Annotated in this window: 21 protein-coding genes; 11 read left to right on the top strand and 10 right to left on the bottom strand. The window is 67.8% G+C overall.

The genetic code is table 11. The features are described 5' to 3' along the window. Nucleotides 1–90: 90 nt before the first annotated feature. The 5 genes from tsaE to coaA all read right to left on the bottom strand — a co-directional run bounded on the left by tsaE (nt 91) and on the right by coaA (nt 5,037). Nucleotides 91–576, bottom strand: a complete 486-nt coding sequence (gene tsaE / locus MRBLWO12_RS01460) for a tRNA (adenosine(37)-N6)-threonylcarbamoyltransferase complex ATPase subunit type 1 TsaE (RefSeq protein ID WP_414685432.1) — start codon at nt 574–576, stop codon at nt 91–93. Then, entirely contained in the window at nt 573–1,679 is a 1,107-nt protein-coding gene (alr, locus tag MRBLWO12_RS01455; protein WP_363551987.1) for an alanine racemase, read from the bottom strand. Before alr ends, tsaE begins: the two co-directional genes overlap by 4 nt. Then, on the bottom strand, nt 1,676–2,035 hold the full coding sequence (locus MRBLWO12_RS01450; protein ID WP_247629330.1) for a holo-ACP synthase: 360 nt from the start codon (nt 2,033–2,035) through the stop codon (nt 1,676–1,678). Before MRBLWO12_RS01450 ends, alr begins: the two co-directional genes overlap by 4 nt. Nucleotides 2,036–2,181: 146 nt before the next feature. Further along, on the bottom strand, nt 2,182–4,029 hold the full coding sequence (glmS, locus tag MRBLWO12_RS01445) for a glutamine--fructose-6-phosphate transaminase (isomerizing) (protein WP_363551985.1): 1,848 nt from the start codon (nt 4,027–4,029) through the stop codon (nt 2,182–2,184). Between the two features lie 63 nt (nt 4,030–4,092). Beyond that, nucleotides 4,093–5,037 (bottom strand): type I pantothenate kinase, encoded by a 945-nt coding sequence (gene coaA / locus MRBLWO12_RS01440; RefSeq protein ID WP_363551983.1) that lies wholly within the window; start codon nt 5,035–5,037, stop codon nt 4,093–4,095. Nucleotides 5,038–5,072: 35 nt separating this feature from the next. Here coaA and MRBLWO12_RS01435 point away from each other — a divergent pair, with 35 nt between their 5' ends. The 4 genes from MRBLWO12_RS01435 to MRBLWO12_RS01420 all read left to right on the top strand — a co-directional run bounded on the left by MRBLWO12_RS01435 (nt 5,073) and on the right by MRBLWO12_RS01420 (nt 8,852). Beyond that, nucleotides 5,073–6,020 (top strand): Ppx/GppA phosphatase family protein, encoded by a 948-nt coding sequence (locus tag MRBLWO12_RS01435; protein ID WP_363551981.1) that lies wholly within the window; start codon nt 5,073–5,075, stop codon nt 6,018–6,020. A gap of 59 nt (nt 6,021–6,079) precedes the next feature. Beyond that, nucleotides 6,080–6,544, top strand: a complete 465-nt coding sequence (locus tag MRBLWO12_RS01430; RefSeq protein WP_363551979.1) for a VanZ family protein — start codon at nt 6,080–6,082, stop codon at nt 6,542–6,544. Next, complete coding sequence (locus MRBLWO12_RS01425; RefSeq protein WP_363551977.1) at nt 6,541–7,287, top strand: low molecular weight phosphatase family protein; 747 nt, start codon at nt 6,541–6,543, stop codon at nt 7,285–7,287. The genes MRBLWO12_RS01430 and MRBLWO12_RS01425 overlap by 4 nt, the downstream gene beginning before the upstream one ends. Nucleotides 7,288–7,391: 104 nt before the next feature. Next, nucleotides 7,392–8,852 carry a polysaccharide biosynthesis tyrosine autokinase gene (locus MRBLWO12_RS01420; protein ID WP_363551975.1) on the top strand — a complete coding sequence of 487 codons (1,461 nt, stop codon included), beginning with the start codon at nt 7,392–7,394 and terminating at the stop codon, nt 8,850–8,852. Here MRBLWO12_RS01420 and MRBLWO12_RS01415 read toward each other — a convergent pair. Continuing rightward, a complete protein-coding gene (locus tag MRBLWO12_RS01415) occupies nt 8,843–9,940 on the bottom strand; it encodes a hypothetical protein (RefSeq protein WP_363551973.1) in 1,098 nt (365 codons plus the stop codon). The genes MRBLWO12_RS01420 and MRBLWO12_RS01415 overlap by 10 nt on opposite strands. 591 nt (nt 9,941–10,531) lie before the next feature. Between MRBLWO12_RS01415 and MRBLWO12_RS01410 the strand changes: the two genes are divergently transcribed. From MRBLWO12_RS01410 to MRBLWO12_RS01400, 3 genes are all read left to right on the top strand, one after another. Then, the gene (locus MRBLWO12_RS01410) at nt 10,532–11,428 is read left to right on the top strand and encodes a helix-turn-helix domain-containing protein (protein ID WP_363551971.1); all 897 of its coding nucleotides are present in this window, start codon (nt 10,532–10,534) and stop codon (nt 11,426–11,428) included. Nucleotides 11,429–11,622: 194 nt separating this feature from the next. Further along, nucleotides 11,623–12,132: a hypothetical protein gene (locus tag MRBLWO12_RS01405; RefSeq protein ID WP_363551969.1), complete on the top strand. Its 510-nt coding sequence runs from the start codon at nt 11,623–11,625 to the stop codon at nt 12,130–12,132. An 89-nt stretch (nt 12,133–12,221) separates the two neighbouring features. Beyond that, complete coding sequence (locus MRBLWO12_RS01400; protein WP_363551967.1) at nt 12,222–13,214, top strand: MauE/DoxX family redox-associated membrane protein; 993 nt, start codon at nt 12,222–12,224, stop codon at nt 13,212–13,214. A gap of 11 nt (nt 13,215–13,225) precedes the next feature. On the opposite strand, the gene MRBLWO12_RS01395 is transcribed toward MRBLWO12_RS01400, so the two are convergent. Next, nucleotides 13,226–14,299, bottom strand: a complete 1,074-nt coding sequence (locus MRBLWO12_RS01395) for an acyltransferase family protein (RefSeq protein WP_363551965.1) — start codon at nt 14,297–14,299, stop codon at nt 13,226–13,228. A gap of 48 nt (nt 14,300–14,347) precedes the next feature. Here MRBLWO12_RS01395 and lepB point away from each other — a divergent pair, with 48 nt between their 5' ends. After that, nucleotides 14,348–15,034, top strand: a complete 687-nt coding sequence (lepB, locus tag MRBLWO12_RS01390; RefSeq protein ID WP_363551963.1) for a signal peptidase I — start codon at nt 14,348–14,350, stop codon at nt 15,032–15,034. Here lepB and MRBLWO12_RS01385 read toward each other — a convergent pair. Next, on the bottom strand, nt 15,031–17,793 hold the full coding sequence (locus MRBLWO12_RS01385; RefSeq protein WP_363551961.1) for a rhamnan synthesis F family protein: 2,763 nt from the start codon (nt 17,791–17,793) through the stop codon (nt 15,031–15,033). The two genes, lepB and MRBLWO12_RS01385, sit on opposite strands and share 4 nt — an antisense overlap. A gap of 159 nt (nt 17,794–17,952) precedes the next feature. On the opposite strand from MRBLWO12_RS01385, the gene MRBLWO12_RS01380 reads away from it, so the two are divergent. From MRBLWO12_RS01380 to MRBLWO12_RS01370, 3 genes are read left to right on the top strand one after another with little or no spacing between them, the layout of a single operon-like run. Further along, nucleotides 17,953–18,558 carry a hypothetical protein gene (locus MRBLWO12_RS01380; RefSeq protein WP_363551959.1) on the top strand — a complete coding sequence of 202 codons (606 nt, stop codon included), beginning with the start codon at nt 17,953–17,955 and terminating at the stop codon, nt 18,556–18,558. Beyond that, nucleotides 18,555–19,619 (top strand): DegT/DnrJ/EryC1/StrS family aminotransferase, encoded by a 1,065-nt coding sequence (locus MRBLWO12_RS01375; RefSeq protein ID WP_363551957.1) that lies wholly within the window; start codon nt 18,555–18,557, stop codon nt 19,617–19,619. The genes MRBLWO12_RS01380 and MRBLWO12_RS01375 overlap by 4 nt, the downstream gene beginning before the upstream one ends. Further along, a complete protein-coding gene (locus tag MRBLWO12_RS01370; RefSeq protein WP_363551955.1) occupies nt 19,616–20,608 on the top strand; it encodes a glycosyltransferase in 993 nt (330 codons plus the stop codon). Before MRBLWO12_RS01375 ends, MRBLWO12_RS01370 begins: the two co-directional genes overlap by 4 nt. A gap of 33 nt (nt 20,609–20,641) precedes the next feature. On the opposite strand, the gene MRBLWO12_RS01365 is transcribed toward MRBLWO12_RS01370, so the two are convergent. Continuing rightward, the gene (locus tag MRBLWO12_RS01365; RefSeq protein ID WP_363551953.1) at nt 20,642–22,417 is read right to left on the bottom strand and encodes a DUF4012 domain-containing protein; all 1,776 of its coding nucleotides are present in this window, start codon (nt 22,415–22,417) and stop codon (nt 20,642–20,644) included. 199 nt (nt 22,418–22,616) lie between these two features. After that, entirely contained in the window at nt 22,617–23,720 is a 1,104-nt protein-coding gene (locus tag MRBLWO12_RS01360) for a hypothetical protein (protein ID WP_363551951.1), read from the bottom strand. Nucleotides 23,721–23,880 lie beyond the last annotated feature (160 nt).

Below are 23,880 nucleotides of genomic sequence, written 5' to 3'. Positions count from 1 at the left end.
ACGTCTGTGTCGCGCGGCTGTCCGGCTCGCCGGAATCAGTGGCGCACGCGAGGCGTGCAGGGAACTGCTCCTGAGTTGTGGACGCGCTGCTCAGCGCACGCCGCGCGTGATGGTCACGATGCGCGGGGCATCGGAATCCAGCTCGGAGGGGTCGATGTCGTCGCCGGTCGCTCCGACCGGACGCTCCAACTCGATGTCCCACCAGGAGTCCGCGAGGTCCTCGGCCATGCCGCGGCCCCACTCGATCACCACGACCGATCGCGTGAGATCGAGGTCGAGGTCGTCGAGCTCTGCGCCGGTGCCCAGCCGATAGGCGTCGACATGAACCAGCGGCGCCCGGCCGACCAACGACGGATGCGTACGCGCGATCACGAAGGTCGGGCTCTGCACCGGACCGCGCACGCCGAGTCCTTCTGCCAGGCCGCGCGTGAACGTGGTCTTGCCGGCGCCGAGTGGTCCGGTCAGGATCAGCAGGTCGCCGGCCTCGAGCTGCTCGCCGATGCGCAGACCGAGCTCTTCCATCGCCTCGGCGGTCGCGACCTCCGAGCGCCCGAGGAACGCGGGATCGAGGCTCACGACGATCTCCGCGGGACCCGAGCACCGATGCGCGTGACGATCTCGTAGTTGATCGTGCTCGCCGCCTCGGCCCAGTCGGCGGCCGACGGCACTCCGAGCGTGGGATCGCCGAACAGCACGACTTCATCACCGATCGAGACCGGAGTGTCGCCGACGTCGACCACGAACTGATCCATCGCGATGCGTCCGACATTGGTGAAGCGGCGGCCGGCGATGCTCACCGGCAGCTTCCCCGAAGCGTGACGGGGAACGCCGTCCGCATATCCCAGTGGCACGAGAACGAGCGTCGTGTCGCGGTCGGTGCGGTGGTCGTAGCCGTAGGAGACTCCGGTACCGGCAGGAACTCGACGCACAGCGGCGACCGCCGCACGCAGTGTCATCGCCGGGCGCAGCCCCAGCTCGGCGGAACTGCGGTCATCGAAGGGCGACAGGCCGTAGATCCCGACGCCGACGCGGACCGCGTCGAGCCTCATCTCCGGCCGCTCGATCGCGGCAGCGGTCGCGGCGATGTGGCGGATCTCGGGTCGGATATCGAACGAGGCCGCGACGGCCACACCCTCCTCGAACTTCTCGAGCGCCGCACGGTCGTCATCGAGCGAGGTGTTGGAGAGGTGACTGAAGAGCCCGATGACGCGAAGTCTTCCGATCCGCTCCAGGCGCGCCGCCTCCGCCAGCACCCGGCGCCAGTCCGCCGGAGCGATGCCGTTGCGCGAGAGGCCGGTCTCGAACTTCAGATGCACTCCGACCGGACGATCGACGCTGGCCACACGAGCGGCGGCCTCCAACTGGTCGAAAGAGGAGATACCGAGCTCGATGTTCTCCGCGGCCGCCTGCGCGAACGTCTCCCCCGGCGCGTGCAGCCAGGCCATGATCGGTGCGGTGATCCCCTGTCGACGCAGATCGAGCGCTTCGGGGATCTCCGCCACACCGAGCCGTGTCGCTCCCCCGGAGAGAGCAGCGACGGCCGATGCCGCCGCTCCGTGGCCATAGGCGTTGGCCTTGACGACAGCGATCACCTCGACGCCGGTGAGTCGGCGGAAATGGCGCACGTTGTCGGCGATCGCATCGAGATCGATGGTCGCCTCACGGAACGGGACGGTCACAGCGGTGCTCCTTCGGCGACGACGAACGCGGTGGCGAGCCCCGCATCGTGGGACATGGTCAGGTGGAGCCGAGTGATCCCCCGCTCCTCGATCACCTGCGCGGTCGATCCGGAGAGCACGAAGTGAGGACGCCCAGACGGTTCGGAGGCGATCTCGATCTCGGTCCAGTGCACGCCGTCCGAGCCGCCGAGAGTCTTGATCAGCGCCTCTTTCGCGGCATAACGGGCAGCGAGCGACGGGAGACGCAGACCACGCTCCGACGGTGCGAAGAGCCGCTCCAGGAGGCGCGGGGTCCGCTCCAGCGTCCGCTCGAACCGCGGGATGTCCACGAGGTCGATGCCGGTCCCGATGATCACCCGTTCAGCCTACCCGCGCGCTGAGACCCGACTGCGGCGGACGCCCGCACCGAGTGCACCGGAAACCGACGAGTGCACGGCATCCTCGCGGGAGGATGCCGTGCACTCGGCACGTTGTCGTGCACTCGGCGACCGAGCGGAGAGCCTTACTCGACCGTGACGGACTTCGCGAGGTTGCGCGGCTGGTCGACGTCGAGGCCCTTGGCGGTGGCGAGCGCCATCGCGAAGATCTGCAGCGGGACGACCGCCAGGAGCGGCTCGAACATCGCGCCGGCGAGCGGGATGTGGATGACCTCGTCGGCGAAGGGCAGCACGGCGGCGTCGCCCTCTTCGGCGATCACGATCACCCGGGCGCCGCGTGCGCGGATCTCCTGGATGTTCGAGACGACCTTCGAGTGGACCAGCGCGGAGTGGCGCGGGGACGGCACGAGCACGAAGACCGGCTGTCCGGGCTCGATGAGCGCGATCGGGCCGTGCTTGAGCTCACCGGCGGCGAAGCCCTCGGCGTGGATGTAGGAGATCTCCTTGAGCTTGAGCGCACCCTCGAGCGCGATCGGGTAGCCCACGTGGCGACCGAGGAACAGCACGGAGCGGGTGTCGGCCATCCAGCCGGCGAGCTGCGTGACGTGCTCCTGCTCGCTCTCGAGCACCTTGGCGATCTTCTCCGGGAGTGCCGCGAGCTCGGCGACGTCGACCGATGCGTCGGCGATCGCACCGCGCACACGCCCCATGTGCAGGCCGAGGAGCAGCAGCGCCGTGATCTGTGCCGAGAACGCCTTGGTCGATGCCACGGCGACCTCGGGACCGGCGTGCGTGTAGACGACGGCATCCGACTCGCGCGGAATGGTGGCGCCCTGCGTGTTGCACACCGAAAGGGTGCGTGCACCGCGCTCGCGGGCGTACTTGACGGCCATGAGCGTGTCCATGGTCTCGCCGGACTGGCTGATCGAGACGACGAGCGTGTCGGCACCGATCACCGGGTCGCGGTAGCGGAACTCGTGCGCGAGCTCGACGTCGACCGCGACGCGTGCCCACTGCTCGATCGCGTACTTGCCGACGAGAGCGGCGTATGAGGCCGTGCCGCACGCGGTGATGATGACACGGTTGATGCCGACGAAGAGCTCGTCGAGGCCTTCGAGCTCCGGGATGACGACCTGGCCGTCCTGGATGCGGCCGCGGATGGTGTTCGCGACGGCCTCGGGCTGCTCGGCGACCTCCTTGGCCATGAAGCTCGACCATCCGCCCTTCTCGGCAGCGGCGGCGTCCCACGAGACCTCGAAGGGCTCCGGCTCGACCGGGCTGCCGGCGAAATCGGTGACCGTGACGGCGTCGGGGGTGATCGAGACGATCTGGTCCTGGCCGATGGCGAGCGCCTTGCGCGTGTGCTCGACGAACGCGGCGACGTCGGAGCCGAGGAAGTTCTCGCCCTCGCCCAGGCCGATGACCAGAGGGGAGTTGCGGCGAGCGCCGACCACGAGGCCCGGGTGGTCCTGGTGCATCGCGAGAAGGGTGAACGCGCCCTCGAGCTGGTTCACGATGCTGCGGAACGCGAGCTGCAGGTCTCCGCCGTTCTCGGCGTAGGCGCGGCCGAGCAGTGCCGCGGCGACCTCGGTGTCGGTCTCGCTGCGGAACACGACGCCGTCGGCGAGGAGTTCGGCGCGCAGCGCGGAGAAGTTCTCGATGATGCCGTTGTGGATGACGGCCAGCTTGTCGTCATCGGCGAGGTGCGGGTGGGCGTTGACGTCGGTGGGACCGCCATGCGTGGCCCACCGGGTGTGGCCGATGCCGGTCGAGCCGTCTGCGAGGGGGGCGTCGGCGAGCGAGTCGCGCAGCACGGCGAGCTTGCCTGCCTTCTTGCGCATCCCCAGCGCTCCGTCGCCGTCGATGACGGCGACGCCTGCGGAGTCATACCCGCGGTACTCGAGGCGGGCGAGCCCGGCGAGAAGGATGTCCTGGCTGGGGCGCGGGCCCACGTATCCGACGATTCCACACATGAGATCAAGGGTACGGCGCGTTTTTTGCGAGTCGTCCGAACAATATGGCGGATGCCGGGGGCATCAGAGCTTGCGCAGCAGCACGCTCTCGACGTTGTGATCGATCCCCTTGCGGAGCACCAACCGCGCGCGATGCTTGGTCGGCATCACGTTCTCGATCAGGTTGGGCATGTTGATCTCGTTCCAGTACCCGAGTGCCGTCGTGATCGCCTCCTCGTCCGTGAGGTGCGCGAAGACGTTGAAATACGAGGAAGGATTGCTGAACGCCCCCTGACGCAGCGCGAGGAAACGGTCGACGTACCACTTCTCGATGTGCGCGGTGTCGGCGTCGACGAAGATCGAGAAGTCGAAGAGGTCGCTCACGGCGACATCGTTCGGCGCCGGCGGGGGCTGCAGCACGTTCAGTCCCTCGACGATCACCACGTCGGGGCGGCGGACGACGACGTGGGCATCGGGCACGATGTCGTACCGCATGTGGGAGTAGAAGGGAGCGCGCACCTCTGCGGCACCGCTCTTCACCTCGGTCAGGAACTCGAGCAGCGCACGGCGATCGTAGGACTCCGGGAAGCCCTTGCGCTCCATGAGCCCTCGGCGCTCGAGCTCGGCGTTGGAGTACAGGAAGCCGTCGGTCGTGACGAGCTCGACGCGGGGCGTGCCGGGCCACCGGCTCATCAGCTCACGCAGCAGGCGGGCGATGGTGGACTTGCCCACGGCGACGGAGCCGGCGACGCCGACGACGAACGGGGTCGTCGTGTCGTCTTCCTGGAGGAAGGCGCTGGTGGCCGCACCCAGCCGCTTGGTCGAGGTCGCGTAGAGGCTCAGCAGCCGGCTCAGCGGCAGGTAGACCTCGCGGACCTCGGTCATGCTCAGTCGATCGCCGATGCCTCGGACCTCGACGACCTCGGTCTCGCTCAGGGGCTGATCGAGGTCCGCCGCGAGGCGCGCCCACTCCGCTCGGCCGATCTCCCGGTAGGGAGACAGCGGCAGCGTGGGGTCGACAGTGGTCACGGGTCCATCGTATCGGGGACGAGTAGTGTCGTCCCGTGCGCTTGGGAGTCCTCGACATCGGATCGAACACCGTCCATATGCTTGCCGCCGACGTCCGTCCAGGGGGTCGGCCGCTGGCGACGACGAGTGATCGGACGGTGCTGCGCCTGATGCGCTATCTGACACCCGACGGCGCGATCTCGGAAGAGGGCGTGCGTGCCCTCGAGGCCGCCGTCGCGCAGGCCCGTCGCGTGGCAGACGAGGAGCGGGTCGATGCTCTCCTCGCGACCGCCACGAGTGCCGTGCGTGACGCCCGAAACGGCATAGAGGTGATCGCCCGTATCGAGGCCGCGCTGGGGCAGCCGCTGCAGGTGCTCGACGGCGAGACCGAGGCGGAGTTGACGTTCCTCGCCGTGCGGCGCTGGTTCGGCTGGTCGGCCGGTCGCCTGCTGCTTCTCGACATCGGCGGCGGCTCGCTGGAGATCGCCGCCGGTGGCGAGGAGATGCCGGACGCCGCCGCCTCGGTCCCCCTGGGCGCCGGCCGGATGACCGTGCAGTTCCTCCCCCATGACCCGCCGGGAGAGGACGACGTCGAGCGCCTGCGTGCGCACGCCGCCGCGACGCTCGCCGAGGTGCTGCCGCAGTTCACCGCTCTCCCCCGCCCCGATCATGTCGTGGGTTCGTCGAAGGCGATCCGCTCGCTCGCGAGGCTCGTGGGCTATCCGGCCCCGGGGTGGTCAGGCACCGAGCGGATGCTCCTTCCCCGGGCATCGCTCGGGTCATGGATCCCCCGCCTGGCACGGCTACCCGCCTCTGCCCGCCAGGAACTCCCCGGCATCACGCCCGACCGCACGTTCCAGATCGTCGCTGCGGCCGTGTCGTTGCACGCGGCGATGACCGCACTGCGAGTGGAGGAGCTCGAAGTGTCGCCGTGGGCTCTGCGCGAAGGCGTGCTGCTGCGTTACATCGAGCAGCTGAACTGGAGCGGCTCGCAGGGAAGCTGACCGCGACGAGGGCGTCGGGCCTTGATCGGATGCTCAGGCTCGCGCCCTAGGCTCGGACCATGCCCGCGCCTCGCACCCCGACCGTCGCGATGCTCGCTCGCACGCTCCTCGTTCCGTACGTGCTCGGTGTCGCCCTGATCGTGTGGCTGCCCGCGTCCATCGCCGGGCGAGTGACCGGACTCGCCTTCCGCATCGCCCGCTTCGTGTCGGAGAACTTCGGGATCGCACTGTCGACCAGCTACACGGTGTTCGAGTTCCTCGCCAACATCGCCCTGTTCGTGCCGTTCGGACTCCTGCTCGCCGCGGCGTGGCCCCGCACGAGCCCGTGGCTCATCATCCTCATCGGCTATGCGACCAGCGCCACGATCGAACTCGTCCAGACGCTGCTTCCCAGTCGTGTGCCCACGATCTCGGATGTCGTCGCGAACACGCTGGGAACCGTCATCGGCTGTCTCGCCCTGCATGCCGTGCTGCAGATGAGTCACGCAGGCCGACGACTCCGAGCCTCTACGGTGGAGGCATGAGCTTCCCCTTCGACGACGGACCACCTCCCGGCGTGAGCCGCCGTGAATGGCGGGCTCGGACCACCGCCGCGTCGTCTCCGGCGTCGCGCACCGCCGCCCCGGAGTCGCTCGCTGACCTTCTCGGCAGCGCCGCACCCGCCCCTGTCTCCCACACGCCACCCACGATCCTCACGGTGTGCACGGGGAACATCTGTCGCTCTCCTCTGGCCGAGGTGCTGCTGCGCGCGCGCCTCGAGCCGCTCGGCGTGCGTGTGCACAGCGCGGGCACGCACGCGATGGTCGGACATGGGATGACGGAGCAGGCGCAGGAGATCGCGGTGCGGTCCGGGGCAGCCCCGTCGACTGCGGCCGGTCACGCCGCACGGTACCTGGTCGAGCCGATGCTCGCGGAGTCGGATCTGGTGCTCACGATGGCACGAGAGCACCGTTCACACGCGGTGCAGATGATGCCGAGCCGGCTGCGCCAGACCTTCACCGCCCGTGAGTTCGCACGCCTGGCTGCGACTCTGACCGACGACGTGGTGCGCACGGTGGCCGACGCCGCCGGTTCCGACCCGCGCGCACGGCTCGGGGCCGCATTGCGGGTGCTCGGCGACCAGCGCGGCCTCACTCTCGCGGCGGCCGAGGACGACGATGTGGTCGACCCCTATCGACGGTCACAGGCGACGTACGAAGCCTCAGCGGCACAGCTGCTCCCGGCTATCGATGAGGTGGAACGCGTCGTCAGGGCCGCACTCGCCTGACGACGCACGGCACTTCGCGCACTCGGCTGCGAGCCCAGCCCCGTATGCTCTTTCTCAATGCCTTCCCGTGAGTGAGTCCTCGGGAGATGTGAGGGGAATCACAGGTGGAACTGAGCGACTACTTCCGGATACTTCGTGCGCACTGGGTCGTGATCCTGGTAGCGACCGTGCTCGGCGCGGGCGTCGCGTTCGGATGGAGCGCGCTGCAGCCGCGCGTCTATGCGGCCGACACGACCGGTATCGTGACGGCGGTCGGCGGTGACGGCACGTCCGGCAGCGCACTCGTCGGCAACCAGCTCGCGCAGAGCCGGGTGAAGTCGTACCTCAACCTCGGCTCCTGGCGCGCCGTCGCCGAGCACGCGATCGATGACCTCGACCTCGACGCCACCCCCGAGTCCCTGGTGGCTCGGGTCACGGTGACCAACCCCGCTGACACGACGGCACTGAAAGTCACAGCGACCGGCGCGACGCCGCAGTCCGCCCAGGATCTCGCCGAAGCGTGGATGCGCGGAATGGCCGTCGAGATCGAGAAGCTCGAGGGCGGCACCGCATCGACACCGGCGGCCGTGAGCCTGATCGTGGGCGATTCGGCCAGGCTCCCCACCAGTCCGTCCTCCCCCAACACACGACTGAACCTCATCATCGGCGCGCTCGTCGGTCTCGCTCTGGGCCTGATCTACGCGTTCGTGCGGCACACGGTGGATCGACGCATCCGCCACCCGCGCGACATCGAGCGCGAGACCGGTGTCTCTGTCATCGGAACCCTCCCTCTGGAGAAGACGATGGACGGCGAGCGTCAGGTGATCGACTTCTCGCTGGACACGCAGCACGGCGTCTCGCATCACACGATCGAGTCGATGCGCGAACTGCGCACGAACCTGCAGTTCATCGACGTCGACAACCCGCCGCGCGTCATCGTCGTGACCAGCTCTGTCCCCGGTGACGGAAAGTCGACCGTGGCCGTCAACCTCGCCTCGAGCCTCGCCGCTGCCGGCCAGTGGGCGATCCTGATCGACTGCGACCTCCGGCGCCCCGTGATCGCCGACATCTTCGGCATCTCCCGCGATGTCGGTCTGACCGACATCCTCGCCGGACGGGCCGAGCTTCAGGATGTCGCGCACCGCCCCAGCGGCGATGTGCCGCTGGCCGTGCTCGGAGCCGGACGCATTCCGCCGAACCCGAGCGAACTGCTCGGCTCGCACCGCATGCGCGATTTCCTGGCCGACATCAGCAAGTCGGCGATCGTGATCCTGGATTCGCCACCCGTGCTGCCGGTGACGGATGCCGCTGTGCTGGCCGCCGGCGCGGACGGCGTGTTGATCGTCGTGTCCTCCGGCAAGACCACGTTCGACATGCTGCAGCGCGCGATCGACAGCATCACCCGCACCACCGGCCGCGTCTTGGGCGTCGTGCTCAACAAGGTCCCCCGTAAGGGCGCCGAATCCGCCTACTACGGCCGTGAGTACTACGGCGCGTACGAGCGCTACGGCCAGGATCCCGACAAGGGCGCGTCGGCCACCGCCACCCCCGAGCCCGGGGTGCGCCGCCGCGGCACTCAGGCCTGAGCCGGCGTCTGCCGCAGCAGTCCGTCGTCGACGAGCTGTTGCGCGGCCGAGGCGACCATCTGCGCCGCATCGAGCCCCTCGGGTGCACCGTGCGCGTCGATGACGGCCCGCACGATCTCGTCGAGTTCGGAGGCGTTCGCCGCAGCCCAGATCGCGGGACCGATGCCGTCGAGGATGTTGACGCGCCCTCCCCCGCTGGACTGCTGGAGCACCGCGAGAAGGCCGTCGCCCAGATCCAGCGCATCGACGGCAGCCGCCCGCGCATATGTCCCTCCCGGAGCGTCGATCGCGGACTGGTCGATCTCGGTGCCTGACGAGGGGATCGGCGGAACGGCTGCGGGTTCGGCCGCGATCAGTGTGCCGATGACGGTGTCCAGGGTGGACACCTCCCGGTAGCGCAGCCGCACGGCTCCCCCCGTCGCGGTGAGAAGCGCGTCGATGAGCTGCAGCGGTGCGGGAACAAGGCCGAGGTAGCTGCTCTGCGGCGCCAGCAATTCGAGCGCTGTCGCGACATCCAGTTCATCGACCACCGGTTCGAGGGGGCCATCGGCGGTCCGATCGAGCACCACGATCTTCGCCACTCTGAGTCGATCGGGAAGCGCGCGTCCGCCGTCGATGCTCGACAGCGCCGTCTGCACCTTGTGCACCGCATCCGGCTCGATTATCGACAAGGGCTTGCGGTACGGCACCACCGCGCCGGAGCTCTCGATCGCGACCGTCTCGTCGCTCACGTACGCATAGTGCCGCGAGAGGTGGCGAGCCGCGGTGGTCTTTCCGGTACCGGAAGCCGCGCTCAGCACGACGACCCGACCGGAGTCGTCGGCGAGGCCCGCGGCGTGCAGCATCCAGACCTGTTCTCCCTGTCGGTGCGAGAGCGCGGCCAGGGTGACGTCGGTCGAGAGCAACGACAGTGCTTCATCGTCGCTGACCGCGTCGCGCACCGCGACCGTCGCATCCGGGGTGGCGTCCCCGGTGATCAGCGCATCGCGCCAGGCCGCACGCGCGCGACGCTGGAAGGATCCGTCGCGTGAGGCGGTATCGACGGCGACCACCGCGCCGACCGCGCTGACGAGGAAGCGATCAGACATGGCTCTCAGCCTAGCCAGCAACCGCCGAACTCCCCGTCACCCGTCCGCGTCGCACGCATGGCGCTCCGCACAATCCGCGCAGATTTGACGCACACAGCGCGCGAAATCGTGGTTCGATACACATTGCCCCGACGTCGCCTCTAACGTGAGCGGCAGGTGAAGCTCCTGGGGGATGCAGACGGAATCGTGTCGTTTCACCACGACATCTCGAACCTGCGAGCATACCGACCCGGAGAAGCGCGGCATGAATGAAAAGGCCTCGACGCCGAAGAGCAGCTCGCGCCGTACCAGTGCCGATACGCGCTTTTCCTTCCCGATCAGGCTCAATGCTCGACACACCTCCGCCGCGCGTACCGCAGCGGCTCCGGCGGCGGGTTTCGTTGACTACGCACTCATGCGACGCACGGAGGCCCGGGCGTTGACAGCCCCTGCCTCGCACCTCAGAATCAGAACTGAACCGACATTCAATCCAGCAGAATTGCCATGGGAGCGCTCACGCGAGGTCATGGGCACTGGGGATCGGAGACCAGGTATCCGCCGCCGGCACCGGACGCCGCTACCGTACGCCGATACCTTGAGGAACGGGGTCCCGTGGATCACTCAGACGCTCGACTGATCGACGATCGGGAGCTGTCCCGCCACGGCATCCGTCGGATCGGAGACCGCCCCGGGCTCCGCTCGCGAGAACGCACATCGGGCGGAGTCCTGCTCCTCGGACTCAACGGCTCCACGGCGGAACTCCATGTCGACACCGCCTCGGCGTACCCCGACCATGCGGTCTTCGCGTTCGTCGAAGCGCAGGCCCTGTGGTCCAAGCTCGGCGACGAGCCCTGGGTCGAGTCCGAGAGCGGTCTGGTCATCGCCCCGCAGGGCATCACCCGTCGCCTGCGCTGGTCGGGCACGTGGCGGTTCATCGCCGCACTCGTCCCCCGGGCGGCGATCGCGTCGTTCGTTCCCGCGCTGCCTGCCGAGGCGAGCACCTACGCCGATCGACGACTTCTCGACTCGTCGATGCAGAGGTTCATCGGCAGCCTGCTCGACACCGAGAACCGCGCATCCGCCATCGAGCAGTACGCGATCGAACAGCTCGTGATGGAGATGAGTGGCGCCGTGCTGCTCGACCGTATCGGTGCCGTCACGGGACAGGGCTCACCGCGCACCGTGCTGCGGGAGCGCGCCATCGCCGTGATCGCCCAGCAGTGCGGCGACCCTCGCCTCAACCCGTCCCGCGTGGCACACGAGGTGCAGTCTTCTCTCCGCCAGCTGCAACTGGTCTTCTCAGAGTCGGGGAACAGCGTCGCCGGTGAGATCCGGCGGCAACGGGCGCGTCTCGCCCATTCCCTTCTCGTCGACAGCCGCTACGACGTGCTCAGCATCGATCAGATCGCGCAGCGTGCCGGATTCAACTCTCCGATGAGTCTGCGCCGAGCCCTCGATGAGGCCTACGAGACGACTCCGCGCGCTCTTCGCGCCGCTCGTCGCGCCTGACGGATCGTCGCCGAAAAGCACAGTGCGCGCAGGTTGAGCGCACACTGCGCTGAGTTCCTCAAAACGATGTTCTCGCCCCTTCTCCCCGACCTAACTTGAGGTCACGGAGAGGCTCCTGGGGGATGCAGACGAACGTGTCGCCTCTTCACGACACAGCGGGAAACCGCATCTGCATCTAGAGGGAGAACACTCGAATGACCGAAGAAATCCAGAAGGACAAGGGCTTCTCGCGCCGCACCATCGTCAAGGGCGCAGCCTGGTCCGTCCCCGTCATCGCCGCCGCCGTCGCGACGCCGCTCGCTGCCGCTTCTGGTGGCGACGTGGAGCTCGGCGCGTTCACCACCGCGGGTACCTGTGGCGTCCTCGGCCTCATCGGCCCGGGCTTCACGCTCACCGCGAGCGCCACGGCGCCGCTGCCCGTCGGCACCACCGTCATTATCACCGGTAGTGGCATCGCCAACATCGGTGTGTTCAGCGTCACCGGCGGCACCGCCAACGTCTCCGTTCTGTCGCCGACCAGCCGTCAGATCACCCTGACGTCTGAGCTTCCGGCCGGAGCGACGATCGACTTCCGCACCACGCTGTCGATCTCCGTCGCGTTCACGCTCAACGAGGTCGTCAGCCTGCCGGCCGGCTACGTCGCCACCGGCGCGAAGACCACGGGCTCCGTCAGCTCGACGCTGATCCTCTGCTCCGCATCCTGACCCACCCCGCACGACCTGAGCCTTCGGGCCAACGGAGCGGCCGCGCCCCTCGGGGGCCGGCCGCTCTCGCAATCCAGGATGATGATCACATGAGCGCGTTCCTCCTCCCTGCGGCGGTGTTCCTCGCAGCGGTCTTCGCCGCGAGCGCGATCGGCAAGCTCCGCGCTCCCGACCGAGGGGCTGCCGCCTTCGACGCGCTGCGGATCCCCATCGCCCGCACACAGGCCGCGGCCACCGCGCTCATCCTTCTCGAGGCGATCGTGGCGATCGCGCTCGTCGTGACGACCGGGTGGCTCTTCGTCGCCGCGTCCGGCGCGGCCCTCCTCCTCACGAGCGGTCTCCTGATCGCCGTGATCCGCGCCCACCGCATAGGTGCCACGGCGGATTGCGGATGCTTCGGCGAGTGGCTTCCCGCAGCGATCGGCCCCCGCCTGATCGTCCGCAACGCCGTTCTGACGTCCGTGGCCTTCCTCCTCTTCACTCCCGCCGTGCTCTTCCTCGCCATCACCGGCCGATCCACGGGTGTGCCCCTGCTGCTGGGCTCGGAGTCAGCGGCGAGCGGATCCTTCGGCGCGCTCGCGGCGTCGATCCTGATCGCGCTCGGCGTCTGGTCGATCGCACGCGCGTCGTCGACCGCTCCGGCGGCCACCTCCTCGATCGCGCGCGGCGATGGTGCTGTGCTCATCCCTGCGACCTCTGAGGTCGTCGACGTTCTCGCACCGGGCTCCCGCGCACGGTTGCTCCTGTTCGTGTCGGCAGGCTGTCACGCGTGCGCCACGGCCCTCGACACCCTCATCCACGCGCAGAGCGCCCTCGGCTCGCTCGTCGAGATCTACGTCCTCCAGCGCGCCTCCAGCGGCTCCACGACTGCACTTCCCACCCACGAACTGCCAGCGGGGGCCCGCTTCGCGCTCGACATCGGAGGTTCGCTGGGCGGAGCACTGGAGATCGGGCCCGCGCGGCCGGTCGCCGCGCTGATCGGCACAGACGGTTCGCAGGCGGGTCCTCTCGCGCTGGGCTCCGAGGAGATCGCTCAGCTGGTCGGCAGCATCGTCGCCGTCGCAGACGAGGCGACGGCCTGAGGGGCCGTCCTCTACGCGGGGCGACGCACCGGCTTCGGACGCCCGGTGATCCAGCCCATGACCCACTCGACCGGTCCTGTGCCGACGAAGCGCCACCAGAGCCATCCCACGAGCATCACCCCGGGGACGATCACCAGCCATCCCACGTAGAGGTTCTCCGCCGGGCGTCCGTACGCGTTGTTCCAGAGCGCGATCAGTCCGACATGCAGCAGATAGAGCGAGAGCGCCACCTGGCCGCAGGCGCGGAGCGGCATGAATACGGCATCCCAGACCCGGCGAGCGCCGCCCGGCTTCGTCGTCGCGGCGACGACGACGAGCACGTATGTCGCGAGCACCAGGCCGATGTCGCGCGCGGTGTCGGTGTAGTTGCCGGATTGCGTTGGTACCAGGTCGGTGAAGGCGGTGATACCCCACGTCAGGTATGCGACGGGCGCGATCCCCGCCAGCGTCCACAGCAGTGCGTCCCTACGGAAGCCGTGCCGCACCAGCAGGGCGCCGAGCAGGAAGAACGGCAGCAGGTTCACCACCCGATATTGCGGCCCCAAAAAGATCCAGGTCATCACTTCGCGGACCGGCTCGGGGGCCGTGTAGATCCAGACCCAGGTGCGGGCCACCGCGAGCAGCGGCTGGCTGATGAGGAGCACCACCGCGGCGATCGCGATCACCACCGGGGTCCGCGCGAGCAGGATCGGAGCACCGATGATGATCAGCACCCCGAGGTACGCGAGGATGATCGCCACCCAGGAACCCCAGGTCGCCATCCACACGCCGAGAGCGATCAGGAACAGTCCTCGCAGGGTCTGTTGCAGCAGTGTCACTCCGATACGGGGGCGACGGTTCCAGACGAGCTGTGCCGACAGGCCCATGACCAGTGCGAACAGCGGCGATGCCATCTCGCTGAACATCGAGGTGACGAACGACACCGCACCCGGACGCGAGGGCACGAACGGCGCCGCGTGTGCGATGAGCATCGCCACGATCGCGATCCCGCGGAGCACGTCCGGGACGACGAGTCTGCCCGCAGTCGGCGCCGGCTTCACGTCGGAGTCGGCATGCTTCACGTCGACATCGGCTTCTCGACCCATTCTTTGACACTATTGGGTGTGCCCCCGACTGCGCGACCGGAGAACGTCATGATGACCACCACCGAGGAACCTCGACGGCGCCGTACTCCGTTCCGCAGCGTGTGGTTCCATGTCGCGCTCGCCCTCGCGCTCACTCTGCTCGTCGTCGCCTTCATCGGCCAGCCCTCTTCCGGCTCCATGGCACCGACGCTGCAGCCGGGAGACCGGTTGATCGTGAACCGCCTCGCCTACGTCGCCGCCGATCCGGAGCCGGGAGACATCGTCGTGTTCCGCCCTGACGAGAACTGGGGCGAGAGACCGGCACCGAGCAGCAACTGGATCTCGGAGGCGCTGCACTGGGCCGGCGAGACCACCGGCATCCGCCCTTACGTACTCGTCAAGCGTGTGATCGCGGGTCCGGGGCAGACGGTCGAGTGCTGCGACGCCGACGGAGCGGTCGTGGTGGACGGCGAACCGCTCGACGAGCCGTACGTCGACGAGAATCTACCCTACGTCCCCGGTCAGCTGGACTGCGACACGACTCCGGTGTCGACCCGGTGCTTCCCGACAGTGACCGTGCCGGAGGACTCGTATCTGGTACTCGGCGACAATCGGGCGAACTCGGCGGACTCCGTCTTCCCGTGCCGAGGGAATACGGCCGCCGACGACGGCTGCTTCCGTTGGATGACCCGCGACGATGTGTTCGGCAAGGCCGGGGCGATCCTGTGGCCGGTCAGCCGCTGGGGCGGTCCCTAGACGTTCCGCCGCCCGTCGTGACGGAACCCGCGACTCCGCCGCAGGACGCGCTCGACCTCGGCGGGCGTCAGAGGTCGTGACGCGGCGGTCTCGCCCGCGGACGCCGCGACCGGGTTGACGAAGACCTGGTCGTAGCCCGCGACGCCGCACGAGACTCCGATCAGCCGCTCCACCGCGTGCGCCAGCGTGCCGTCGGTCTCCGGCGAATCGCTGAACGCCGATGTCGGGACCTCGAGCTGTTGTACCGGGATGAGTGCGCTCGACCGCGCCCAGAACATCGAACCGGCCGCAAAGGCCAGGCGGTCGCTCTCCGGCAGCGCCGGCCACCCCTTTCCCCAGGTGACGACTTCGGCGATGGCACGGTTGGGCCCCCACTGCACCGTCTCTCCGAGGGACGGGTGCAGCGCCGGGCTGACCATGCCGACCCGATCGGTCTCTGTGAGCAGCGCGAGGATCGCCGCGACGCCCTCCGGGGACGGAAGCAGGCAGTCGAGGATGTGCGACAGCCATCCACTGAGGTCGCTGCGGTGCGGTGACCTCTTGGTATGCAGGTGCAGCACGACGTCATGGGCCGCATGCTCGGGCGCGAAGCCGAACACCTTCGGCGCGATGTCTCGGCCCTGGTTCGGGAAGACCCGCACGGTCGCAGCAGGTAGCAGGCTCCTGATCTGCTCTGCTCTGCTCTCGTCCGTCGTCGACACATACAGCGAGAACGGGTGGTCGATGACGGCGAGCCGCTCGGCGATCTGCACAGCGAGCTCGACGTAGTACGCATGCACGAACACACCGATGCTGCGGGAGAGACGGATGCTCCCGTGAGGTGCGAGTGTCACGCTGGGGTGCGGCACGCCTCCGACTCCGCTGCCGCGCCGAGGACGCGGGGGACGGCCACCGGTGCGGGCCCAGCGCGGAGGAGCGTCCGCGTCGTACTGCGTGACACGTGCGATCCTGCGAGCCGATGACTCGAGCTCCCGCACCAGCGGCCACGGTGGCTCCCCCGCGCGGCGGACGATGTGCAGGTCGGCCTGCTCCGGCATCACCGCGAGGAGCCGGGAGTTCTCCACCCAGATGCGATCGCCAGGAACCAGCCTCACGATCGTGTTCGCATCGCCGCACACCAGCTCGGGAGGCTGCACGAGCGTTCCGCGCAGGCCGGGAGCCTGAACGACCGCCACCGAGACCAGCGTGCGCTTGATCAGCGCGGCGGCATGCGCGGCGACCACCGGCACACGTCGGCGGACGAGCCGGATCGCTTGCAGGGCAGCAGAGCCTGCGCGATGCACCAGGCGTGGAAGCACGTTGCTGTGCAGAACACGGAGCGAGGCGAGTCGCACGTGTACGCGCAATCGTCCGGCGAAGCCGATGCGCGTGTCCGCGGAACCTCCGTCAGCGACGACGTCCTCCAGGGAATCGACGTAGCGGTCGAGCGATTGGTAGGAGCGGACGAAAGACGCACGACGGGCACGCGATTCGACCGACGACGCGCGCGCCACGTCCTGCGCGCGTGCCGCCAGCGCGTCGGTGTCGGCGACGAACTCGCCTGTCGCCGCGATGACGTCGGCGAGCGCGCGAAGTCCGATGTCGGCGTCAAGTCCGACGAACGGCACCCCGACGCTGGCGGCATTCATGACGGTGGTCGGGCCCGGGTCCTGGCGCGACGTGAGCAGGTAGACGTCGGTCGCGGCATACCAATCGTCGGCATCGGTGCGAAAACCAGGAAGAGCGAGACGCAACCCCTCGGAGAGGGCCTCATCTGCCAGCGAGCGCGCCCACCCGCTCAACTCCCCCAACCAGACGAATGTCGCGTGCCGGTCCCCCGCGGCGATCTTCTGCGCCGCGTCGAGGAAGAGGTCGAAACCCTTGCGCTCATCGGCGTAGCCGGCACCCAGGAACACTCGAGAGGGCGGCCCGAACTCTGCCGCGAGTCGCCGACGTACCCGTCGCTCGCCACGCTTCGACGGAGTGGGCGCGCGCACACCGGGGATGATCGTCTCCAGCCGTGGCGCCGGCGCGAGCAGCCGCGCCAGTTCCGCCTCGATCACGGGCATCGAGGCGACCACGACCCGGGCCCGCGACACGGGCACAAGCAGATCCTGGGCGACCAGGTAGTCGGGCATCTCGTGCACGAGCACCGTCGACCGCTCGGCGACTCCGAGCCGCTCGACCAGGAGTGCTCCCCAGGCGGTGTTGGCGAGGATCGGCAGATCGACAGGCAGCGCTGCGCCGAGAGCCGCGAGATCCCACCCTTCGTCGGCGATCATGGTCGGTCCGAGCGCGGCGAACCGATCGAACAACGGGCCGCCCTGTTTGAGCAGGAACACCGGCGAGCGCCCGCGGGCGCGGAGCCTGCGCGCGACCTCGAGCAGCAGCAGGGGGCCGCCGGCTGATCGTGCATCGTTCCCGACCAGGAGCACGGGGTTCACGCGGCCCTGCAGCGCCGCCCGCATCGCGAAGGCCGATTGTGCAGCAGTGACGGCCACGGCCCGGGGCGCGTGCCCGCGCAGACGCCCCTGTGTCACATAGTGCGTGAACGGGTGCTCGCCCTCCAACGGGAGGTGCGTGCGTCGGTAGAACTCCGGATCGAATGAGGGGCCGGGCGCCCGCCCCTCGCGCTCTCCGTGAGCGACGAAATGCCCCCAGCCGTTCTGCGTGACCGCCGCGACATCGGGATACGCGGAGAGGTACCACTGCGGATCGAACAGCGCGTCGGGGCGTATCGCGTCGAGCGCGCGCGCTCGCTGTTCACGACGAACGATCATCCCCAGATTTCTCCCTGCGCGATGTCCCCACGGACTGCTCGCTACACTGCAAGAGTGTATGTCCTGGGGAGGTCTGCCGTCCCGCCGAAGATGGCATGTTTCGGCGCGAGCGGCACGTGTGTGCAGGTGGCTCTCGACCTTGCGTTTCAAGCGCGCGGTGTGAGCGAGTTCGTGGCATATGTCGCGGATGATGATCCGCGCGACCTGCATCCCGACGGCACTCCGATCCTCGACTTCGATCAGCTCGCTGCGCTCGACGACACGGCCGTCTTCGTGCCGATCCACGACCCTGCCGGACGCCGAGCGGTCTTCGATCGATTGACCTCCGCTGGTGTGCCGATCCTGGGAGCGGCTGGTTCCCCCCACCTCTCCGATCCGCGCGCACAGCTCGGTGAGGGAGTGATCGTCACGTGCACCGCTCGTGTCGGCTTCGGAACCTCCATCGCACGCGGCACGATCGTCCTGTCGGACATCGTTGCGCACGATGTGAACATCGGCGAGTTCTGCACCCTCGCGGTCAGCAGCGTGGTTCTCGGTCATGTGAACATCGGGCGCGATGTCTTCGTCGGTGCCGGAGCGGTGATCAAGAACGGTACGTCACGTCGGCCGATCGTGATCGGCGACGGCGCGATCATCGGCGTGGGTGCCGTCGTCGACCGCGACGTCGCCCCAGGGGAAACCGTGGTCAGTCCGCGAGCGGTCAGCATCGCGGAGTGGCAGGCGATGCGGGCGGCGGCGAAGCCGCGCGGCACGGAAGCCCGATGACGGTCACGCTGGGCCAGCCGCTCGCGCCGGACGCGGCACTGTTCGGCACCCTCGCCCAGGGCATCTGGGAACGCGCTCGGTGGTCGAACGGCGGGCCACTCGTCGCAGAGCTGGAGCAACGACTCGCGCAGGCCGAGGGATGGGGGCACGTCCTGGCCACCGCCTCTGGCACGTCCGCGCTGACGACCGCGCTGCTCGCGCTCGGGCTGCCCCGGGGAGGAGAGGTCATCACGTCCGCCCTCACATTCCGCGCGACCCCCCTCGCGATCGAAGCGGCCGGTCTGACGCCGGTGTTCGTCGCCTCAGACCGTGAGACGTTGACGCTCGACACCTCCGCCGTCGAGCAGGCGATACGCGCGCGCACCGTCGCGATCCTTCCGGTGCACCTGTTCGGGGTAGCCGCCGACCCGGCGTTGGACGCCCTGGGCGAGGCACACGCACTGCCCGTCGTGTACGACGCCGCACATGCTTACGGATTCGCCGACATCGTCGGTCGCGGCACGGCGACGGCCTACTCGTTGCACGCGACCAAACTGCTGCACACGGGGGAAGGCGGGTTCGTCGCGACGGACGACGGACAACTCGACCAGCGCCTGCGGTATGCGGTGAACTTCGGCATCGACCGAGCCCATGACGTGCACGCCGGCATCAACGGCAAGATGTCCGAGCTGGCGGCAGCGGTCGGTCTGGCCACCTTCCCGAAGGTCGCCGCAGAGGTGGCCGCGCGGGAAGCGCTGCGCGCGGCGTACACCGCGGCAGCAGAGCGAGGATCTCGGGTGCGGCCCCACTCACCCGGAACCGCCCGCGCGCTCGTCATGGAGGTCGTGCGCTGCGACCCGCGAGACCAGGCCCGCATCATCGAGGAGCTCGCCGCGCGCGACGTAATCGCACGGAGATTCCCAGCGCTGTGCGGCGACGGTGAACGGTATGCGGATCAGCCGGTGGCGGGTTCGACCGCCCACGACGCCGATCAACTCTCACGCAGCGTCATCGCCCTGCCCCTCCACGGCAGGGTCCGGCCCGCGCATGTCGATGCGATCACCGAAGTTCTCGCGTCATGACTCATCCGCCCGCAGCAGCGGATTTCGACCACGTCATCCTGACTCGGTTCAGCGTGCGATTCCCGGGATCACCTCCGGTCGTCGACGACGACTGGCTCTTCTACCGCTGGGCGTTCTTCTGCGATGCGCTCGCATCGTCGGTCGCTCGCCAGACGGTGCGCACTTTCCAGTGGCTGGTGTTCTTCGACGTGGAGACCCCCGCCTGGCTGAGGGAGGAGATCGATGCCTTGAGTCCGGGGCTCTTCACCCCCGTGTATGTGTCTTCCTGGTCGAGCCTCATCGCTCAGCAGGCCGTCGCGGAGGTCGCCTCCGCGCCGTATCTCATCACCACACGGATCGACAGTGACGATGCGATCGCCCGTCAGTTCGTCGCCGACGTGCAGTCGCACTTCGATCACCAGGAGTCGCTCTACATCAACCTGCTCTGCGGGATCCAGGTGGAGCGCACAGGCGAGGTGTACCGGTACGACGAGCCCTCGAACCCGTTCATCTCCTATGTCGAGAAGCGAGTGGAGCACGGACTGCCGCGTACCGTCTTCTACAGCCTGCGACACGTCATGAGCCGCGCTAACGCTGACGTTCTCAACGTCGTGGGAGCGCCCAGATGGATGCAGATCATCCATGGATCCAATATTGCGAACTCGGTCCGGGGGGTGCGCGTACGCCCTGAACGGTACGAAGCAGATTTCGATCTCGAGCTCGCGTTCAGCCGCACGGTCTCTGGCACGAGATATCTCAGAGAACGGATACGCAGCATCCTTGATCTCGCTCGACTCTGGATCATGTATCCGCACTATGTTCGCGAGTTCCGATACGCACGCAGGCTATACCTGGCCGGGACCACGGTCCTTCCACGCGAGGATATCGACCCGAACTACACGCCATCCGCGTTCTGGCGCATCCCCGGCTCACGGCCGTTGTTCAATCTGATCAGGAAGATCGAGACCGCGCGCCGACTGCGCCGGAATCGACTGAGCCGAGAGACCTGAGAGGCACTACTTGCTCTCGCCGCGGCCTCTCGATCATCCGCAGCCCGGTGCGTCAAGCGTCACCGGCGTCGCGCGCACCATGGGTGTTGTCCACACCTCATAGGGCCCGTAGTCAGCCCCAACGGAACCTTCACCGCCTTGCATTTCCACCGTGATGGTGGCCGTCGTCTGCGGCGGGGTTATCACGCTGATCCGCACCACGTTCCGCCCAAGGTGGGTTCCCTCAGCCATCAGGTAATTGCTCTCAGCGCCCTCTACCGACCAAGACTCGATCGTCGCGCCGACGGGGGTGTATATCACGACATCGGTGGCAATGTACCCCGGCGCGTAGTGCGGCCCCGTGATGAAGTAGGGCAACGCTCCCGCCTGCTCAGGAGTGATGTTGTTCGCGAACTTGATGGTCTGTCGGAAGGTCGGCGGGCCCGAGGCCGTGCACTGGTCCGTGCTGGACGTTATGCTCGCGTCCGCGTAATAGTCAGTCTTGGCTGCGGTGGTGTCGTTGAAGAAGACGCCCGCGACCGTTCGTTCCTCGTTTGTAGCGGGAAGGGTTCCCGCTATCTTCGTTCCCGCGACCAGTGCCTCAATGTCAGGGTTAGACGACCAGACCTTCATCCGCCCCTCAATCGATGATTGGCGAAGCGCCTCCAGGAACTCCCCGGGGCTGTCGATACCTGCTGTGAGAGTGGAGAAGATCTTCGCCGCGGCCGACGCGAAGAAGAGATCTTGCTGCGAGCCGTCAGCGGGACGACCGGGGATGATCTCACCGTAGTTGAAGTAGACCTCGTTGAGGAGAAGGGAAACGACGTTGTCGCTTGTCAGCGTCTCTCCGGTGTCAAGCGGAATGGGCCCGGTGGCCCGCAAGATGTAGCTGAGAGCCACCGGATCGGTGGAGATCACATCGTCGAACGGCGGGAGGCCCTCGTCCGCCCACCATGCGCGCACTATCTCGACCGTGGTCGGGAAGTCGGGAGTCGCCGTCATATTCGGAATCCAGCGACCAATCGTGTCGGAGTAAAGATGCTCCGTTTCCGGATCCAAAGGAGCGATGCTCTCGGGGCGCGCATTGTCGAATTGGACACTCGTCGCCTGCGCAGTGAGTTCAACTCGTCCGTCAGTGGCCGTGACGAGGGCCAGAGCCGCCGGATTGCCGCCTGATGCCCTCAACTCAGAGTTTCCTTGGAACATCAAGAGATACGTTCGAGGCGCACCCTCGCCCAGTGCAGCCGGAAGCACCTTGAGGATCGGGGCGAGCGTGCCGAGCGCGTCGTCCACTCCGTTGACGGCGTCGTCGAGCGACGAGAGCGCGGTATCGACCTGAGGCAGGAGGAAAGTACGATCCGTCGCGTCGATTCGCCGGTTGACTTCGGCGAACAGCGTTGCGCCCTCCGAGGCGACGGTTTCGAGGTTGTGCACCGCGGCCAGATCGATGGCGCCTGCGTTCGGACGGAACGCCGTCAAATTGAGGTGTGGGAGGGAGACCACAGCAAAATCGGCAACCTCGTCCACGCTCTCCGCTGCGGCACGGATGGCCGACAGGTTCTGTCCGATGAACGGAACCCACTCGGCCAAGCGCCAGTCCAGGCCGACGGTCTGATCTGCGGCTCTGGCGGCAAGTTCCTGAAGGAGCGCAGCGTCCTCTGCAGCGCCATCGAGGTCACCCGCCACCACCTTCGCGGGCAAGCCGCTCGCTACCGGGACCGCAGGCGCAAGCGTATCTCGAACCGTCAGCGCTTTCGACGCCACGACCGCGCAGAGGACGACGAGCGCTGCGACGATCAGCGCAAGTGCCCCGACGATGATCCACGTCACACGACGACGATTCGGTCGCCGCATGCCGTTCCGTTCGGCTTCTGCGCGCAGACTGGCGCGGCTGTGGTGTGTGGTAGGCATCGGTCCTATTCAACCTCAGTTCCCTGAGCGCTGTGCGCGTCCACCACCGGGCGTGATGCCGATCGGGGCCAGACGACGACTCGGATGGGAGCGAAAGCACTCGCTGCCATCCCGTCCGTCATCTCGGCCTGGACCCCCGCACGGAAGCGGACGGCCTGCTGATCAATTGCCTGATCCCCCGATTCCATCGCCGGATCAGCGATTCTTGCCGATCTTCGCTCATCAGTCGTCGGCTGATGAGAATCTTCCACAACACAGCGGGCTTGCGCCGAACAGGAACCGACTTCAGCATGTACAGGTAGGTGAGCGCGGGGTTCGGCTGCGACAGCCAGATCCACTCGTCTGGAGGGCGGGCCGAGGAGACGTTCTCCTCGGGAAAGGCAGAGACAAGTTCCTGGCGAAGCGCTCCGACCGCGCCGAGCTCGTCTGCAAGACGCAGCGTCTCGGGCCCGCCCTTCTTCAATACGGCGGCTGACTCGCTGTAGCGAGCCGTCTGCACGTGCCCTGCTGCCGGTCGGGCGAGAGTCAGCGCCTGGATGAGGGCATGCGCATGAGTGGCGAGCGTAAAGCCGACGACGCCCGCGAACGAACGCTGCTCCGCGCAGCTCCAGAGCCTGTCGAAAGATGCCTGTGGGTCGACACCGATTCCCGGGTAGCGGAAGTGCACATCGATCTCACAGCCCCACGACTCGGGTGCCATGGTGGTCGAGTGCGGAAGCGGTGTGCCGCTCATCGGATTCCGGCGTGCGGTCCACCCCCACTGCTCGATCGCATCGATCAATTCCGCTGCTCGCGCCGGATCCACCAAGACATCTACATCGCCGGAATGGATGCGGCTCCGAAGGCCCTGTTCGTGAAGTGTCGGGCCCTTGATGACCAGGCAACGTATTTCGTGGATCTGCGCGATCCGGCAGACCAACGCACTGACCAGCTCGTGGAGAAGCGACTCGAACCAAAGGGGTTCGATGCCCTCGATGCCCCGCTCATCCGCCTCCGCGGCAACCGCGATTCCGGCGCTCGCAAACTCTCGCACCAGCTCACGTCCCTCGTCCGAGAGACGATCATCGTGCACACCTGGTCCAAACAGTGAGCGCCAGAGAACCGCAACCTCACCCGCGATGGCGAGTGGCTGTCCGGGAATCGTGGGGGTGATGGCGATCTCGCTTTCGGACTCACCCACCATCTGTCCGAGCCCGCGCACGTCGACCGCGCCGTTGCTCACCGCGATCCACCTATGCACGGGCACGATTCCCTCACCTGTTCCTGTCGGTGTAAACCGCCGTAGCCGAGCCCAGTGAAACCCCGCCCTGGCCACCAAGCGCCATGGCAGTTCAGCCTAATCGGCCAAGCCGGCCCAGCCTGGAAGACGCACGAGACAAGCT

The organism is Microbacterium sp. LWO12-1.2 (assembly GCF_040675875.1).
In the GTDB taxonomy this organism is placed as follows: Bacteria; Actinomycetota; Actinomycetes; order Actinomycetales; family Microbacteriaceae; genus Microbacterium.
The sequence above is the reverse complement of the archived record's forward strand: the minus strand, read 5'-3'. Positions and strand labels throughout refer to the sequence as shown.

Excerpts from the sequence above, each read along its gene's own strand:
- glmS (WP_363551985.1), bottom strand. The coding sequence starts at position 4,029 with ATGTGTGGAATCGTCGGATACGTGGGCCCGCGCCCCAGCCAGGACATC.
- MRBLWO12_RS01430 (WP_363551979.1), top strand. The coding sequence starts at position 6,080 with ATGCCCGCGCCTCGCACCCCGACCGTCGCGATGCTCGCTCGCACGCTC.
- MRBLWO12_RS01425 (WP_363551977.1), top strand. The coding sequence starts at position 6,541 with ATGAGCTTCCCCTTCGACGACGGACCACCTCCCGGCGTGAGCCGCCGT.
- MRBLWO12_RS01415 (WP_363551973.1), bottom strand. The coding sequence starts at position 9,940 with ATGTCTGATCGCTTCCTCGTCAGCGCGGTCGGCGCGGTGGTCGCCGTC.
- MRBLWO12_RS01405 (WP_363551969.1), top strand. The coding sequence starts at position 11,623 with ATGACCGAAGAAATCCAGAAGGACAAGGGCTTCTCGCGCCGCACCATC.
- MRBLWO12_RS01400 (WP_363551967.1), top strand. The coding sequence starts at position 12,222 with ATGAGCGCGTTCCTCCTCCCTGCGGCGGTGTTCCTCGCAGCGGTCTTC.
- MRBLWO12_RS01395 (WP_363551965.1), bottom strand. The coding sequence starts at position 14,299 with ATGGGTCGAGAAGCCGATGTCGACGTGAAGCATGCCGACTCCGACGTG.
- lepB (WP_363551963.1), top strand. The coding sequence starts at position 14,348 with ATGATGACCACCACCGAGGAACCTCGACGGCGCCGTACTCCGTTCCGC.
- MRBLWO12_RS01385 (WP_363551961.1), bottom strand. The coding sequence starts at position 17,793 with ATGATCGTTCGTCGTGAACAGCGAGCGCGCGCGCTCGACGCGATACGC.
- MRBLWO12_RS01375 (WP_363551957.1), top strand. The coding sequence starts at position 18,555 with ATGACGGTCACGCTGGGCCAGCCGCTCGCGCCGGACGCGGCACTGTTC.
- MRBLWO12_RS01370 (WP_363551955.1), top strand. The coding sequence starts at position 19,616 with ATGACTCATCCGCCCGCAGCAGCGGATTTCGACCACGTCATCCTGACT.